Genomic DNA, 16354 nt, shown 5'->3' with positions numbered 1-16354 from the left:
ATTGACTTATGGCTATGCACACTATTTTTCAAAGAACAACACTCTATTCGAGTTCCGCATATTAGCGGGCTTATAATATATCCAACTTCATGTTTTGTGTCAAGTGTTCTTGAAGATTTTTTTGGAGTAGAACATTGAACGCATCTGAGGTTGGGCTTTAAATTTACGCACTTGGGGGTCTCAAAACAAGCAATCTGAGGGTGTCTCTACAATTAAATTTCGTTCACAGACAACTCCGGAACAAACCCGTCCGCTACACCAACTTATGGTCTTCTGAAACCCTCAACCTGTCTGAAGAAATTCAGCGCTGTTGTAGAATTCGGGTTGAATTCTAAAGCCCGATGAAATGCTATGGCCGCAGAATCTACTTGCGCAGACTTTATCCAGTACATCCCTCTCGCATTCAGCGCTGTTGCATAGAGGTTTCTGAGGGCATCCTCCAACCGGCCACTTCTGTCAAGGGATCTGTAGATGAATTCAACATTTCGCATCTCATGTCGAAGTGTGTCGTTGTAAACTCTCAGCGCCAAACCCTCGGGAACACGCTGCATTCCCGCCGTAAACTCCGGCTCGATTTCCGTCGTAACGTACACAGGACGTGAAACAATACTCTTTGCGATGAAACTGCGAATCATCCCAACAAACCTCGCTTCAATCACCCGGGCATCATACGGCAACTCGCGCTCGAACGTATTCAACTCTTTCAAGAATGCATCGACTTCAACTCTGGATTCCTCAATCAGCCACGGAGAACTCTGCTCCAACTGTTTGAAGTACCATGACCGTCGCAACAGTTCTTTGTCAACAACAACAATATCCGGACGCTGGTGCTTCACGAATTGATAGTAATACGATGCCGACACCCAATAATCCCACTGGTATGAAAACACAAGCGCGTTCGGTTCGATTGACGCAAACATGTTCTTCGTGTAGTCTTCAACAAGATAGTTCTCCGATTCATCGGTCCGATCATAGTGAAAAAATCCGGGCATCAAACAGAGTACAACAATAAGAACATTAAGGGTGGCCGAATTCACTCGCCCATACAACCAGTTGTAGAGACCAAGAATCCCGGCTCCGGCAAGCAACGCGATACATACATAGGCAAGCAAAAAATATGAATCGATATCATGAATGTCATAGTTGATAGAATAGAACAGGCATCCAAAGAACAACAGAAGAACCGAGATTGCGACCTTTCTGTTCCCTCTGAGAAGGAATACGACACCTATGGAGGCGAGAATTAATCCGATGTACGCAAACTCGACCGGCAACGATTCGATGAAATATTTAAGCTGCCTTCCTGCAGCCTCAGTGGATGAAAAGATCCAGACGCGATACTGTTTGCCCGTCCAGTGCCAGAGGAATTTCTCCAGCGTCGCCGGATTTCCCCAATTCAAGATGGGAGATTGCGCTGCACGAACTGGAAGATACAAATACAACGAGAACCCCACCAGAAACGGAATTGCCATCCGACCGATTCTTCTCCATGAGCTCGCATCGAATCCTTGCGTCGAGAAATAGAGATACAGCAAACCGGGCGCAAGCAGGATGGTTGTCATATGGTTCGTAAAGGCGAGACCAAGCGTAAATGCAAAAATGTACCACCAGCGGGCGGAAGAACATTCTTCCCCTGCTGCATTCCACACATCATGGTACGCCGCCTTAAGAAACGAGAATATCACAAGGGAGAGAAGGAATACATGCAATGAATACACTTCGATAGCGACAGCCTGCGACCAGTACGTTTCCGAAAATGCCAACAGCAGCGAACCGCCTGCGCTCGACAGTGATAAAGCAACGTCAAAACTCTCTTTCTTTCTGAACTTGACTGCGGTGCCGCGCGAAAACACGCCTGTTAGAACGAAATGTATGATGTGATAAACTACAAACACGCCTGCGGCGCAGAGAAACGCAGACATGATATTGAGGCGAACGATTTCCTCCCCCGCAATCGGGAGTTTTGAAAAGAACCAGCCTAACAACGTGAACAACGGGTACCCGGTCGGGTGGGCAATACCGAGCGTACACGCAACTGCGGCAAGCTCTCCGCTGTCAATAAACGAAACGGTCGGAGCAAGTGTCTTGAGGTAAACGGCAAAGGCCGCAAGGGAAACAAGTAGTGCATTGCCGTGCGTTGACAACATCAGTTTCTTCAGCAACTCCATTGTGATATCTATGTTGTTGAGAGTTGTTTCATAGTTGAGAGGAACATCTTTCGTACACTCTTCATCATATCAACGAGCCGCATATGAAGATCTGCTCCGGAAGGAAATCCAAGCCCTCTTGCTAACACATCCAACTGTTCATCTTCCGGGAGAATGTTGCCGCGTTCTTCAAGCGTTATGCGCAACTGCGTCTCGACTCTTCGATAGAAACTGTACGCTGAAACGAGTTCTTCTGCTTCGATTTTCGGCAGCGGTGATGCGTACTCAAGAGTCTCCGTCGTACTCAAATGCCGGATTGTTCCGGATGCGCCGCCGTATTTCAATTGAATTGCCTGAGCAAGAAATTCTATATCAACCATACCGCCGGCACCCAGTTTAATATCAAGGAATGCGGAGTCGTGAACAAGACTTCGGGATTCCGTTTTTTTACGCATTCCGATTGTCTCTTCGACCCAAGCGAACGGAAGAGGCGATTCGAACACATACTTCTCAACATCTCTCAAGATTTCTTTCCCAAGCTCTTCATCTCCTGCAACACACCGGAGACGCGTCAACGACTGTCTTTCCCACAACGATGCACGGTTGTTAAGATATGCGAGATAGGCCTCACGTTCAACAACTAACGGAGCGCTTCGACCTTCGGGCCGCAGGCGTGCATCTACATCGTACAGCTTTCCTTCAGCACTCACAACCGAAAGCCGGTTCACCATTCCTGTCGACATCCGTTCCAATTTGTCTTTCGCTGCAGGTCTCTGTTCATCAGTTACAAAAAGCAAATCCAAATCCGAATCAAAATTGATTTCCCGTGTGCCGAATTTCCCCAGAGCAAACACAGCAAGAGGAACAGACTTCCGCCTTGCCTTCTTCAATTCCTCGTTGAACGCCGATACCACGATAATATTCGCCAACTGCGAAAGCTCGTTTGCCATCTCCGCAAATGAAGTAACGCCAAGAATGTACCTGATACCAGCCCGAAGCTCTTCCTGATTCTTCAATTCGACAAGACTCCTTGTGGGAAGCGGCGAAACAAGTCCCGGCCCTGCGAGCAGCAGCAGGTCGGTCGCGAGCGTTTCGAGCAACAACGGATGGCGCGCCAGCCTTTTCGAAAGCCGGGGACTTGCTGCACAAATGGCAAGCAGCAACTTCCGGAAGTTGCTTTCCCGCAACTGCGTGTAGAGATGTTCGGGGAATTTCTGCGCGGCTGCAATCAGCGCAAGGTTGTGCAACGTCAGGTCGGGGCTTGCCGTTCTTACGATTTCTGACAAGAGAGTTTCCGCAATTTCACGAAACGCATCACGGGCACGTGCATCCAACTCCCGTGTTTCCACCAAGGCGCTTCCGGACATCAGGCTTGCGATGTTCTTGGCAGCTTTCCTCGTCTCGCAAAATCCGTACCCGGCAAGAGCCGCCGCCAGTGCCTCGGGGCCAAGACTTCCATCTACCAGCATGCCGAACGTCGAGCCTGACTTCTCCTCGCCTGCTGCCAACACACTATTGAAAATCCTGCGAACGTTCGAGAGATGGGTGGAATAGGTCGAGCGCAAATCATCTGCCGAACGCATTCCTACTTTTCTTGCCAACACAAGGAGTGAGTGTTCATCATCCGGCATCGCGTGCGTTTGGGTGTTGAGCATCGTTTGAAGCCGATGTTCGATTGTCCGGAAGAAAACATACGCATCGGCCAACACACGTTCCTCCGGTTCGGAGAGAAGTAGTGCCGCCGCAAGTTGCTTCATTGCCTGAAGTGTGCTGCGCGAGCGGATGTCCCTGTTCTTCCCCCCATTCAACAATTGCAGGGCCTGAACAATGAACTCGATATCACGAATCCCTCCCGCACGCAATTTCACATTCTCTTCTCCTGCAATCGCCGCTTCAATACGCGCTTTGATGCGTGCTATGTTCTCAAGCGGATTGTGAAAGAACGTGCGGGGATACACAAACGGCTCGAGTTCAGAGAGAAACCTCTCTCCAAATTCACGATCGCCGGCAATCGCCCGCGCTTTGATGAGCATTTGTCGTTCCCACAATTCTCCCCGACTTTCATAGTACGCGAGGTAGCTTTGCAGAGATCGTGCCAGAGGCCCCGCACCGCTTTCGGGTCGCAGCCGCGTGTCAACGCGATACAAATGTCCCTCCGCCGAGCTTTGTGAGAGATTCTGCACAATTTTCTCGACAAGAGCATTGAAATATTCGTGATACGTCCGTACCCGCCCGAAGGCATCGGTCAGCTCGCCCTCTTCTTGATACACGAAAAGGATATCGATGTCGGAACTGTAGTTCAGTTCGACGCCGCCGAGTTTACCGAGACCGATGACGGAATAGGGTGTGGCGGGAGCCAAGGGAAACTGTCCCGCAAGCTGTTGATGCGCGATGCTGCACGATGCATCAACAAGTGCATCAGCAAGACGGGAAAGTTCTTCTGTAAGAGTTTGAAGATCCGCTTCGCCGAGAATATCGCGTGCTCCGATGCGGAGAATTTCCCTCCGGTACATTCTTCGCAGACTGTCAAGCTTGCGCTCTGGTTTCTGGAAAATCCTCATCGCCCTCACCGTTTCTTCGCGCAGGAATTCCCCTGATCTCGGTTTGAGGAGAGAATCGGAAGCTGTGAGCCAGCGGAACAGTTCCGGGTCGCGCACGAGAATGTCCGCAAAGTACCGCGAGTACGAGAGCATCTTCATCAGTACATCTGCCAGCACGGCATGTTTAATGAAATCATTGAACAGCGATGCTGTACTCATTGTTGCCTCGGCAAACCGGAGCAGATTTGTTGCTGCAAGGTCAGGATCAGGTGATGAACGGAGGGATTCGGCGAGTTTCTGTGAGAACTCGTCGATGTGATATGTTGAACCGGAGGCAAGAAACAAGTCGTGAAGTTTGACAACGGCGCGTGAGGCGCTTTCAGAATCGGAAAAGGTGTCGGAAGGGAAATCTGCCGTTGTCATGCTTTTTGGAAATAATATGTGTTAATGGTAGCCAAAAACGGAGGGAAATTCTATACCGGCAGGCAGGTGTTGTTGTGCCAACTAATCAAGAAACCGATTTTTCAACTCCGGGGTGGGGAGCCAGCATTCATCTTTCCTACCAAACCATCGGTATCTGTTTCTGGCAATCCAATCATACACTCCGTCTCGAACAACACGGGGCACAGGAAAGAGGCAGAATAGAAGCGGCCATGCGCCACCAAGATTCTTCACAACCCGCAACGCTGCCGTTGAACGGTGATACACACGCCCGCTTTCAATCAAAAGAAAGGAATTGAACACGTCAGCGGAAAGATTGAAATGGCGAAGCATTTCCTGTCCTGACCGGCTTTGCATCGAAGCGAACAGAAAGAGATTTCGTGTGTCACGTTTCAGCACAAACTGCACGCTCCCGACGCACAAATTACAGACGCCATCGAACAGAATGATGTTCTTTCCTTGAAACCCGGTCATGGCACGGAACTCTGCGTCACGTTCAGAAGTTGAAATCATCGTACGCCACAATGGAGATTTCTTTCACATTAGCAGCCGGTTTTCACAATGCTCAAATCATTGAACACATACACCGACCTTGGCCTGCTCATCCTCCGCGCCGGACTCGGCATCATGTTTATGGTTGCCCATGGTTGGCCGAAACTCATCGAAGGGCCTGAACGCTGGACGCGGGTCGGCGGCGCGATGAAGAACCTCGGCATCGATTTCGCCCCGCAAGTCTGGGGTTTGTTGGCGGGAGGTACTGAGTTTGTTGGCGGGCTGCTTCTCGTTATTGGCCTGTATGTCAGGCCTGCAAGCATTGCCCTTGCGTTCGTGATGGTTGTCGCTTCGTTAAGCGTTTTCGCAAGGGCGGGCTCGTTCATGGGAAATAACGCGCATCCGGTTGAAGTGGGTATCGCGGTTCTTGCTCTCGTTTTTCTTGGCGCGGGACGCTTCAGTCTGGACAGGAAGTTCAATCTCTTGTAGCGCCGCGTTCTGGCTTTTCCTAAAAACCGAGACTATCGGGGTAGATCTCCTCAAGAGTCTTGCGTTGAGCGTCCGCCCACGCAATGAGTCGTTCCCGTTCTCCCGCCGATAGCTTGGCATCCCAATGCAGCAATGTGTATGAGGCAAGGGGCATCTCTCCCGCCTCCACCTGTTCGGCGATCTCCTCGAATTTGTGATGTTGCAGGCGTACGCGATACTTGTCGAATTGCGAAAAGTTCAGATGACGCTTTGCATCCACGATGTGTTGATTGAGAAACCAGCCCGCCGGTTGAATTTCCGCGTACCACGGATAGCGCGTTGTGTTACTGTGGCAATCGAAACAGGAAGTCCGCAGAATATCTTCCACATCTACCGGAACGGCAAACTTCGCGAGAAATCCCGAATGGCTGTCACCATCCTCATTTTTTGGAGGACGGAAGAATTGTGCCCCGACAAACGCCACCGCAAGTAATACGAAAACGATTTTCAAAAATTTCATGATTGATAAGAACAGTTGTGATATATAGGATTATCTGCCGCCGGGAGGACAGTGTTGCCGGAGGAAATTCGTGAACAGCGTCGAGATATGTTTCCGTGTCCCCTCTCCCTCGCCAATGCCGTGCGAGCGGTTCGGATAGGGCATGAATTGAAATTGTTTATTATGTTTCACCATTTCATTGATGAGCAATTCTGCATTCTGATAGTGAACATTGTCATCTCCCGTGCCGTGAATGTACAGAAGGTTGCCCTGAAAATTTTTCGCATAGGTAACCGGTGAACCGTTGATGAAATCCTCACGGTTTTCCTGCGGGATTCCCATGAAGCGTTCCTGGTAGATATTATCGTATGTGAGTTGATTCGTAACGGCCGCCATCGAAATTCCGGTTTTGTACATATCGGGGTATTGGAAAAGCAGATTCAATGTGGCAGAACCGCCTCCGCTATGACCCCACAAGGCAATTCGACTCGTGTCAATGAACGGCCACTCGAACACCTTCTTTGCTGCCATCGCCTGATCACGGATGTTGACAATGCCAATTTTGCGGTAAATAGCCTTGCGCCACGCTTTTCCCTTCGGAGCGGGAGTTCCGCGATTGTCGAGCGACATATAGATGTACCCATCCGCCGCAAGGTCACCCGAATAGTGCTGCAGCCGCCCCATTCCCCACCTGTTCACAACAGTTTGTCCGGCGGGCTCGGTGTACACAAGGAACAAGACAGGGTACTTTTTAGTTCGATCAAAGTTATGCGGCTTCGCCATCCAACCGTCAACTTCAACGCCATCATCAGTCGTAATTCTGAAGAATTCGATATTTGAGTTCTTCTTTGCTTCCGCCGAGATTTTGCGGGAGATGGCGGAATCCGGCTCAAGCGGTTTGTGGGAGGGCAACGAAATCCATTCACGGGCGGTCGGCGTGTAGTGGTTTGAGAATGTGTGAAGCGCAAACTTGCCGTTCGGCGAAATGTCGTAGCTGTGCGTTCCCTCCTGATCGGGCGGAGAAACCCTTTGCGCTGATTGCTTACCGTTGAGCGGAACACGATAGAGATAACGCTGCGTTGCATTATCAGGGGAGGCTATGAAATACACAACGCCCGTCGACTCATCAACATGCGTGAGTGAGATGAGATCGAACGGATCCGGTGTGACGAGCCTTTCGGTTTTACCATCCCGCCCTATTCTGTAGAGTTGTCGCCACCCGCCCTTTTCGCTTCCCCACAAGAATTCTTTCCCGCCGTTGATCCAATCCCATGATGTTGTTTCCCCGCCGTTCCAGTTGGATTTCGTGTCAATCCAGGCCGTGTCTGCTTCCGCATAGAACGCCGAACAGGTTCCTGTCTTGATATCGGCATACATCAAGGTTGTGGCGTTTTGTTTTCGGTTCAGAATCTGTAGAACAAGCTCGGTTGTGCCGGCCCACTCCATGCGCGGAATGTACTGTTGATGCGGATCGCCCGGCACGTTCATCCATCTTGTATCTCCGCCTGCAGCATCAACAACACCAATCCTGACGGGCGAGGGGGTCTCTCCGACTTTTGGATATTCCACGGGAACAACAAACGAATAGATGGAATCCGTATTATTGATCATCAGAAAATCGCGGACGGAATTGGCATCCACCTGCCAGTAGGCAATGCGCTTGCCGTCGGGGCTCCAACGGAAGCCGTCACGACAATCCAATTCTTCCTCGTATGCCCAATCGAACGTGCCGTTGATGAGTTTCTTTGAGCCATCGGTTTGCGTCAACTGCTTCCGCTCGCCGGTCGCGACATTCTCGACAAAAACATTCCGCTCGAAAACATAGGCAACGCTGTTTCCGTCGGGTGAGAATTTGGCAAACATCAATGACGATGGGGAAAGTCCCTCACCCAATTGCCGGAGTTTTCCCGCCCGGATATCGAGAACCCAATAGTCGCCCCGTGTTTCGTACCGCCACACACGTTTGGTATTGGTGTAAATGAGGAGGCTCTTGTTGTCGGCAGAGAAGAAGTAGTTGCGCAACACAAGCGGCTTATCCTTCCCCGCGGGCACAAGGGCCTTCTGCGGAATAATAATACTTCGCTTCTGTGAAGGCAGGCTGGTGAGCACAATCCCTGTACTGTCATTCGTGTAGAATCCGTTGCCGTCTTTCGACCAGCGAACCGTCGCGCCGCGTTGAGCGTGCAGCATCGGTACGATTAACAACAGAAGAAGAGGCAGAACGCCCCAGCGATGGTGTTTCATCGGGAAGCCCTTTTTCGTTGAAAGAATACAACCGGTGACCGGTGTGATTGATTCGAAGATCGGAAATTTCGGAGAGAAACGAAAGTCGAGACTACCAATTCTCGACGACTATCCGTTCACCGGAGGGAATCCGCTGCTTGCCGATAGTAGGACACAAGATCCGTAACAAGCTCGAGCAGTATTTGTCGGGACTGCTCCTTCGGGATCGTGTTTGACGGTTTGCCTTCAACAGCTTTGGTGTGAAGATCAAGAACATCCCGCACCCCTGCCTTCAGATCCCCCAAGTCCGAAGCGAGGAACTGTAATTTCAGTGACACACTATGCCCGCTGAACGCTCCCCGGGTGTTTGCGGAGCGGCCTGCTGCATGAACAAGAACGTTGCCGTAGCTTCTGACCAACTCGAGAAACTTATACGGCATGGTTTCACTGAGCGGTTTCAAGCCAAGCCGCTCCGGTGAAAGCACTATCTGTTCGGGAATGTGATTACTTTGCAGCATTTGCGCGACTTGCTCGAAGTTGCCTTGTGGTGTGGCGGCGGCATCCATCCGTCTTAAGTTCCCGCGGTCTTCTGCCGCAGCAACAGCGTCATCCGCCACCAACGTGTTCAGCAAAGCCTCACGCACACCTTGCCGCAATGCGCTTGTGCGGACTTCTTCAGGATCTCTCTCATTCAGTATCACGGTCGGAACGGCCGGGTGATGTTCACGTATCAGGCCAAGAAAAGAAAGATCCACGCTGTTCCGGCTTGACTCAACAAAGACAATCAGGTTGAATGGATGATCAGAAGAAAGGGAAATCAGTTCCGCGGGTTGCTGCACATGATACAACCGGCAACCGGCCGAGCCCCCTGCGGCAAGAAGGGTTCTCAGTACTTTGATGCTCGCCTCAATCCCCACCACCACTATCCGCAAGTGTTGCGTGTGAAGTGGCATGCAGTTTCGGTTGCCTTTCAAGTTTGGGAAATCTCCTCCAAACCAAATGCCAACACAGGTGACCGCCGCCCGCCTCATGCCGGTATTGCGGCATAGGGAGTTGTGCCAATGAGATGAGATTGAAGATGAAGAACACCGGCCTCACCACTGCGCGATAGTAGTCAGTTGGTTGAAGATTTTAGCCATCTCCTAATTCAGCGAACGTCGTTGCTTCTGCGCGGACGCTTGGGTATATTTCCCAACCACTTCACCAGAATCAAGGAATGTCCATGACGAAACTGATTGCCCTCTACCGCAAGCCTGCCGATGTTGCGGAATTCGACAAGCACTATGCAGAGATCCATACCCCGCTCGTGAAACAGTATCCGGGATTGCGCAAGCTGGAAATCACCCGCATTACAGGGGCGCCCATCGGGGAAACAAAGTTCCATCTGATGTGCGAGATGTATTTCGACAACAAAGATGCAATGGACGCAGCACTTGTTTCCAAGGAAGGCAAAGCGGTAGCGCGGGATTTGATGAGCTTCGCCGCCGATATCGTAACCGTATTTATCGGGGAAGAGGAGTAATGGCGTACACCGGAAAATCTCCCCATGAACTCAACTTCAAGAACATCCTCTACGCCAAAGGCAACTGGCGTGCGACCATCACCATCAATCGCCCTGAGGTCTACAATTGCCTCAATGTTGATACGCTTCGCGAGTTACAGGCGGCATTCCAGGATGCAGCGTGGGATGATGAGGTCGCGGTTCTCATTGTAACAGGTGCCGGCGATAAGGCCTTCTGCACAGGCGCCGACATGAAGGAGTGGAAGGAAGAATTCCTCGAAACGCCGAACGATTTCTATAAATGGATGGGCGTGTTCATGGAAACGTTTGAACGGCTCCGCAACATCGGAAAACCGACTATTGCCCGCTTGAACGGCATGGTTGTAGGGGGAGGAAATGAATTGCAGATGTCTTGCGATCTGGCGGTTGCAGCCGACGATATTTACATCGGTCACGCGGGCACATCGCGTGGAAGCGTTGCCGCTGCGGGTGCAACGCAATGGCTCCCTCTGATCATCGGCGACCGCCGGGCTCGCGAAGTCCTTTTGTTAAACGAGAAAATCCCCATCAAAAAGGCGCTGGAGTGGGGCCTCGTCAATCAAGTTGTTCCCCGCAAAAAGCTCGACAAAGCCGTTGAGGAGATGGCGGAGAAACTCGTCAACAAATTGCCGGAGTGTACTCGCTACACGAAGCAGCAACTCAATTTCTGGCGCGACTTCTCCTGGTCGCTCACCATCGGACATTTGCGGGATTGGCTTACAGTGCATACTTCCGCTGAAGAGATCAAAGAAGGGATCAACGCCTTCAACGAAAAGCGTGAGATAGATTACAAGGCCCTACGCAAAAGAATGGCCAACACAAGCCGTCTGAAGTAGCAGAACCCGCGCAGCGTTATCTCCCTCTTCAATTGGGAGCTGCGGCACCGGGCGGATGTTCGCTTGTTCCTTTCCACACAAATTCTTCCCCGATTGAAATTCCCAACTATCAGGATTCATCAACCATGAAAAACGTACGTTCTCTTTTCATTCTCTTCAGCCTTGCTATTGCTGTGTTTGTGTCTCTCGGATTCTCGCTGCGCGGAAACGGTAACCCGCGATTGGCCAGCATCTTCCTCCCCGGAACACAACCCGGCGTTGTGCAGACGTTTGAAGCTTACACGATGTGCCAGAACTGTCATCAAACGCAAACAACCGGATTCCCTGTTTCAATCACAGCGGATTGGCATGGAAGTCCGATGGGGCAATCAGCCCGTGATCCGTTGTTCTACGCTACAATGGCTGTTGCAAACAAGTATATCAACGGTGTTGGCGAATACTGCATTCGTTGTCATTCACCATCCGGTTGGCTCGAAGGACGATCTAATCCGCCAACCGGCGAGGGCTTGATCGGGAACGATCTCAACGGGGTGCAATGCGATTTCTGCCACCGGATGAAGGACCCGTTGCTGCCCGACTCCACAGCAAACCCGCCGGTTCCCGGTTACGGAAACGGAATGTTCGTCGCACAAGTGCCGCGCAATCCGAAGCGCGGCCCGTTTGCAGATGCCATCGCGACATTCCACACAAATCAGGCCGACACATTCTATCGAACCTCCGAATTCTGCGGCGTCTGTCATAATGTGAGCAATCCGCTCTACGCGCAGAACTCGACGACACAATCACCTCACGAATACGGTCCGATTGAAAGAACGTACAGTGAATGGAAGATGAGCTGGTACGTACAACAAGGACAATCGGGCAACTGCCAATCGTGTCACATGCCGCACCAGCCCGGGTACGGATCGAATTTGCCGATGGCGCCGTTCCGGCCTGACATTCCGAAACACGATATGACGGGAGGGAATACATTCTTACAGGATATTCTTCCGGATTTCTGGACGACAGGCCTTGACACTGCCCGGCTGTCCGCAAGCAAGCAGCGGGCTGTTCAGACTCTGCAACGTGCTGCGACGCTTGAAGCCAACGCCTATCGTCATAGTGATACTGTTACAGCAACCGTTCGAATCACGAATCTTACCGGACACAAGTTGCCGACCGGCTATCCGGAAGGGCGACGCATGTGGTTGAATATTGTAGGGAGGAATGCAAACGGAGACACTGTCTTTCAATCAGGCGCGTACAACTTCGAGACTGCCGAGTTAACGCATGATGCACAAGCAAAGATTTATGAAACGAAACCCGGACTCACTGTTGCGCGGGCAATTCAGTATGCGTTGACACCGGGGCCATCGTTTCACTTCGTGCTCAACGATACCATTTACTCCGATAACCGGATTCCGCCACGCGGCTTTGCGAACGCTGCTTTTGCATCACACAAAGCCGAGCCGGTTGCGTACGCGTACGCCGATGAACAGTACTGGGACATCACCGCGTACACGATGCCTGCGAGCGTGGCAAACATAACGGCGACCCTCTACTACCAGACGTCGAGCAAGGAGTATATCACATTCTTGCGGGATGAGAACGTCGGTAATACGCAAGACTGGCGACGATGGGGCGACAGTTTGTACGCCTCGTGGAACCGTCGCGGCAAATCACGACCCGTTGTGATGAACGCGCAGACGGTTGCTGTAACGGACGTGAAGCCGGATGAAGCAATGGTTCCGGCAACGATTACCCTTCATCAAAATTATCCGAACCCGTTCAACCCATCGACAACAATTGCGTTCACTTTGAATCGGGAAATGCATATTATGCTGCGGGTTTGTGACATGCTCGGGCAGGAAGTCGCCATGCTTGTCAAAGGCAAAATGCGAGCCGGCGAACACACCACTCTCTTCAACGCAGCAAATCTGCCGAGCGGCGTGTATCTCTACACGCTAACGGCCGACAACAAACACGTGAGTACAAGAAAACTCATCTACATCAGATGATACGCATGCGACATACCGCACTGATTGTTACCGTTCTTCTTCTAAGTTGTACGGGATATCCGCAGATCGGGGGATATCCCGACTTCGAACTGGTCGAAAGCATCCCCGTCGAAACAACCCTCGACAATCCCGACATGCGCAACACGCAGGAGGTCTGGCTGGAGATGATCAACGGCGCGAAGAAGACGCTCGACATCGAACAGTTCTATGTTTCTAACAAGCCCGGCGAACCGCTGGAAGATGTGATTCTCGCAATCGAAGCCGCCGCCCGACGGGGGGTGAACGTCAGGCTAATCGCAGATGCCCGATTTCAGAAGACATACCCTGAAACAATCGAGCGGCTCGCCAAACAGAAGAACATCACAGCACGAATTATCGATTTCGGGAAACTTGCTAACGGCGTGCAGCACGCAAAATTCTTCACTGTCGACGGTGAGATGGTTTTTGTTGGAAGTCAGAATTTTGATTGGCGGGCGTTGAAGCATATTCACGAATTGGGATTGAAAATCAAACACAAAGAGACTGCGGAATTCTATCAGGATGTGTTCACTCTCGATTGGAACCTCGCTGAATCAAACGACAAAGCCAATCTCTCTAAACTCCTATCACTCAAAACATATCACACACCTTTCACAACTGTTGTTGAAGGCGATACGCTTCTGATTTCCCCGACTGCAAGTCCCGTTGGCTTCATCCCCGACACGGGTTTGTGGGATGAGCGCCACATGGTAAGAATCATTGATGAAGCGAAGGAGGAAGTTTCACTGAAGTTTCTCGGTTACGATACACGGGGCCGGGATGGCAGCGAGTATCTTGCTCTCGACAACGCGCTGCGCCGTGCAGCGGCACGCGGCGTCACAGTACGGTTACTTGTGTCGGATTGGGGGAAAGGGACAAGCGCGGAAAAATCATTGAAAGCGTTGACACAAATTCCCAATATCGAAGTCAGGTTCATGGTTATACCGGAATGGAGCGGCGGATACGTTTCGTTTGCCCGCGTGCAACACTGCAAGTTCATTCTCGCAGATGCATCAACATTCTGGTTGGGAACAAGCAACGCCGAAAAGAGCTATTTTTATAACACACGGGGTCTCGGCGTTGTGGTGAAGAACGGCAAACTCTCCGGCTTGCTGCAGCGTGTCTTCACCAAAAGCTGGAACAGTGAATACAGCGAGCCTGTCAATCCCACCGCGAAATACGAGCGCCGCAAACGTGATGGCGAGTAGAATGCGGAGGGCAACCCGCAGCTATTTCACCTCCTCTTGCTCGTAGTCCCGAGCAGAGGTCACGGCAACAGATTCACCGAAATCCACCACTGCAAATCCTGCAACTCGACGCCTCCCTCGTAGTAAGAATCAACAAAGTTCGGCACGACGAGGAAGCGGAGATTGAAGACGGTCGACGGCGCAACGGTGAACCCCGCGAGCAGCGTCGTGCGGGTGTCGCTCACCTTTTCCTGCGGTTGGGTATAGCGCTCGCCGAAACGTTCTCTCCGTTCCGTGCCTTCACGATTTGCCTGCACGCGATAGTTGAAGATTGCGAGTGTGACATCATCCACCTGCCAGTTGGCGACACTTCGATTGAGTCCGAAGATCAACTCTACTTTATCCGACGTTTTGATGGTGAAGAAAACGGGAATTGTGAAGCGCGTAAGTTTGGTCCGGAAATTCCATTCAAGGTTCTTCGACTCGGCTGTCGAATCAAAATAGCTGTACGGATAGGAGCCGGTTGATGAAGAGCGGGAGAACCTGTTTGCCACAACTGCCTCGTTCGTATTCGTCTCGACGATGCGGCTTTCGTATTGCGCGCCCAACGACAAGCGGACTTTTTCGCTGATGTCCCATTGCAGGGATGCAACCGCCTTGTGCAGGTTGCCGACAGAAATCCCGCTCCCGCTTCGTTCATCAAAGAGCTTGTAATTCGACGTGTAGTTATAAACGGTTGTATCCCACTGGTATCGTGACCGTCCGAACGACGTGTCGTTGATGAATCCACCGAGCGAGATGTCGGTGTTCTGCCGGGTGTATTGATAATGGAATTGAAGAATTTGTTTTTCACTGACTTGTGCTTTGAAATCAAGTCCGCCGAGTACCGTCTTGCCGTCATGCTTCCACGTCTGTCGCTGATTGCCGGAATGTCCCCAGTAATTCCAGTTGTTCGTCGTCGAACCGATTATGCCGTAGCTGTAGTACGATGAATCGTTTCGCGCCATCGTTTGATCCGCATCGCCCCACAAGTATCCGCCGTTGACGCCCACATTGAATTTGGAAGCAAATGAATAGTTCACACCGCCGATTAGTTCCCAATGGCCGTACGACTGAGCACGCGCCTCGCCGTTTCGCCAAAGCGATGAGCTGTTGCTGGCGTAGTAATAGTCCCACACATTCTGCGAACCGAACGATCCATCACGATCAAAACTGACTCGCGCAAGTTTGGCACCAACCCGCAAGTCGGGGTCGAGTTCATATCCGGCAAAGAGCGAAACGAAATGGCCCGTCTGATGAATGTTGTCTGTGCCGCTGTATTTGTCCACGATGGGAATATTCTCCGCTGCCGATGACGTTACTCCGCGATAGTCGGAACCAAGAACGGACTTGTAAATGTCCTGCGGAATGGGATAGTATTTCTCGTCTTGTGACATCATTTGGTACGTAAGTCCGAGCGAGAGATTCTTCATCGCTCCTTCTGTCGGGCGGAAGAGATATGCAGCCGAGATGACCGGCTCAAGCTCACGCCGTGTGTTGATGAAAAAACGCGGGTACGGCACAATGCTCGCAACCTCGATTGTTCGCACGGCCAGCATAGGATAGGGATAGTACGTATTGCGCCAATCCCGGATTTCCTTCGCCGATCTGAAATCGAAGTAGAGGTAGCTTGACTGCACACTGTCGTGATAGAGATACGACGGATTGACATCAAGATTAATCAGCGGATCATCCAACACGCCGCTGATGGAATTCTTGAAGGTCCCGATGCCGAACGGAACAAATCGATACGGCGTGAAGAAGAAATCCGTTTGCTCGAACGATTTCTCCATCACTTGCTCGCCGAAATACTGGCCGTAACTCATGCTCGAAAGGGTGAACATGAAAATGAGAAGAGAGACGAATATCCGTGTCATGGTGTTGTTCCTGAGTTGTCTGTTTGGTTGAAATTATTGTTGTGTCGTCC

The 16354-nt window shown here is 51.3% G+C and carries 12 protein-coding genes; 5 read left to right on the top strand and 7 right to left on the bottom strand.

The features are described from left to right. Positions 1–263: 263 nt before the first annotated feature. The 3 genes from KF749_09855 to KF749_09845 all read right to left on the bottom strand — a co-directional run bounded on the left by KF749_09855 (position 264) and on the right by KF749_09845 (position 5602). The gene (locus KF749_09855) at positions 264–2147 is read right to left on the bottom strand and encodes a DUF2723 domain-containing protein (protein ID MBX2991463.1); all 1884 of its coding nucleotides are present in this window, start codon (positions 2145–2147) and stop codon (positions 264–266) included. Positions 2148–2176: 29 nt separating this feature from the next. Next, complete coding sequence (locus KF749_09850; protein MBX2991462.1) at positions 2177–5110, bottom strand: hypothetical protein; 2934 nt, start codon at positions 5108–5110, stop codon at positions 2177–2179. An 81-nt stretch (positions 5111–5191) separates the two neighbouring features. Next, complete coding sequence (locus KF749_09845; GenBank protein ID MBX2991461.1) at positions 5192–5602, bottom strand: thiol-disulfide oxidoreductase DCC family protein; 411 nt, start codon at positions 5600–5602, stop codon at positions 5192–5194. Positions 5603–5689: 87 nt separating this feature from the next. Here KF749_09845 and KF749_09840 point away from each other — a divergent pair, with 87 nt between their 5' ends. Next, positions 5690–6109 (top strand): DoxX family protein, encoded by a 420-nt coding sequence (locus KF749_09840; protein ID MBX2991460.1) that lies wholly within the window; start codon positions 5690–5692, stop codon positions 6107–6109. Positions 6110–6128: 19 nt separating this feature from the next. Here KF749_09840 and KF749_09835 read toward each other — a convergent pair whose 3' ends face one another. The 3 genes from KF749_09835 to KF749_09825 form a co-directional block, all read right to left on the bottom strand. Next, positions 6129–6608 carry a heme-binding domain-containing protein gene (locus tag KF749_09835; GenBank protein MBX2991459.1) on the bottom strand — a complete coding sequence of 160 codons (480 nt, stop codon included), beginning with the start codon at positions 6606–6608 and terminating at the stop codon, positions 6129–6131. Between the two features lie 30 nt (positions 6609–6638). After that, complete coding sequence (locus KF749_09830) at positions 6639–8831, bottom strand: DPP IV N-terminal domain-containing protein (GenBank protein MBX2991458.1); 2193 nt, start codon at positions 8829–8831, stop codon at positions 6639–6641. A gap of 116 nt (positions 8832–8947) precedes the next feature. Next, positions 8948–9763: a hypothetical protein gene (locus KF749_09825; protein MBX2991457.1), complete on the bottom strand. Its 816-nt coding sequence runs from the start codon at positions 9761–9763 to the stop codon at positions 8948–8950. Positions 9764–10032: 269 nt separating this feature from the next. On the opposite strand from KF749_09825, the gene KF749_09820 reads away from it, so the two are divergent. The 4 genes from KF749_09820 (at position 10033) to KF749_09805 (ending at position 14409) form a co-directional block, all read left to right on the top strand. Beyond that, complete coding sequence (locus KF749_09820; GenBank protein ID MBX2991456.1) at positions 10033–10332, top strand: EthD family reductase; 300 nt, start codon at positions 10033–10035, stop codon at positions 10330–10332. Further along, positions 10332–11186: an enoyl-CoA hydratase/isomerase family protein gene (locus KF749_09815; GenBank protein ID MBX2991455.1), complete on the top strand. Its 855-nt coding sequence runs from the start codon at positions 10332–10334 to the stop codon at positions 11184–11186. Before KF749_09820 ends, KF749_09815 begins: the two co-directional genes overlap by 1 nt. A 125-nt stretch (positions 11187–11311) precedes the next feature. Beyond that, complete coding sequence (locus KF749_09810) at positions 11312–13183, top strand: T9SS type A sorting domain-containing protein (GenBank protein MBX2991454.1); 1872 nt, start codon at positions 11312–11314, stop codon at positions 13181–13183. A gap of 5 nt (positions 13184–13188) precedes the next feature. Beyond that, complete coding sequence (locus KF749_09805; protein MBX2991453.1) at positions 13189–14409, top strand: hypothetical protein; 1221 nt, start codon at positions 13189–13191, stop codon at positions 14407–14409. Between the two features lie 59 nt (positions 14410–14468). On the opposite strand, the gene KF749_09800 is transcribed toward KF749_09805, so the two are convergent. Beyond that, positions 14469–16304 (bottom strand): hypothetical protein, encoded by a 1836-nt coding sequence (locus KF749_09800; protein ID MBX2991452.1) that lies wholly within the window; start codon positions 16302–16304, stop codon positions 14469–14471. Positions 16305–16354 lie beyond the last annotated feature (50 nt).

The organism is Bacteroidota bacterium, from assembly GCA_019637975.1.
GTDB lineage: Bacteria > Bacteroidota > Ignavibacteria > UBA10030 > UBA6906 > CAADGV01.
This window is presented reverse-complemented; position numbering and strand designations above follow the sequence as displayed.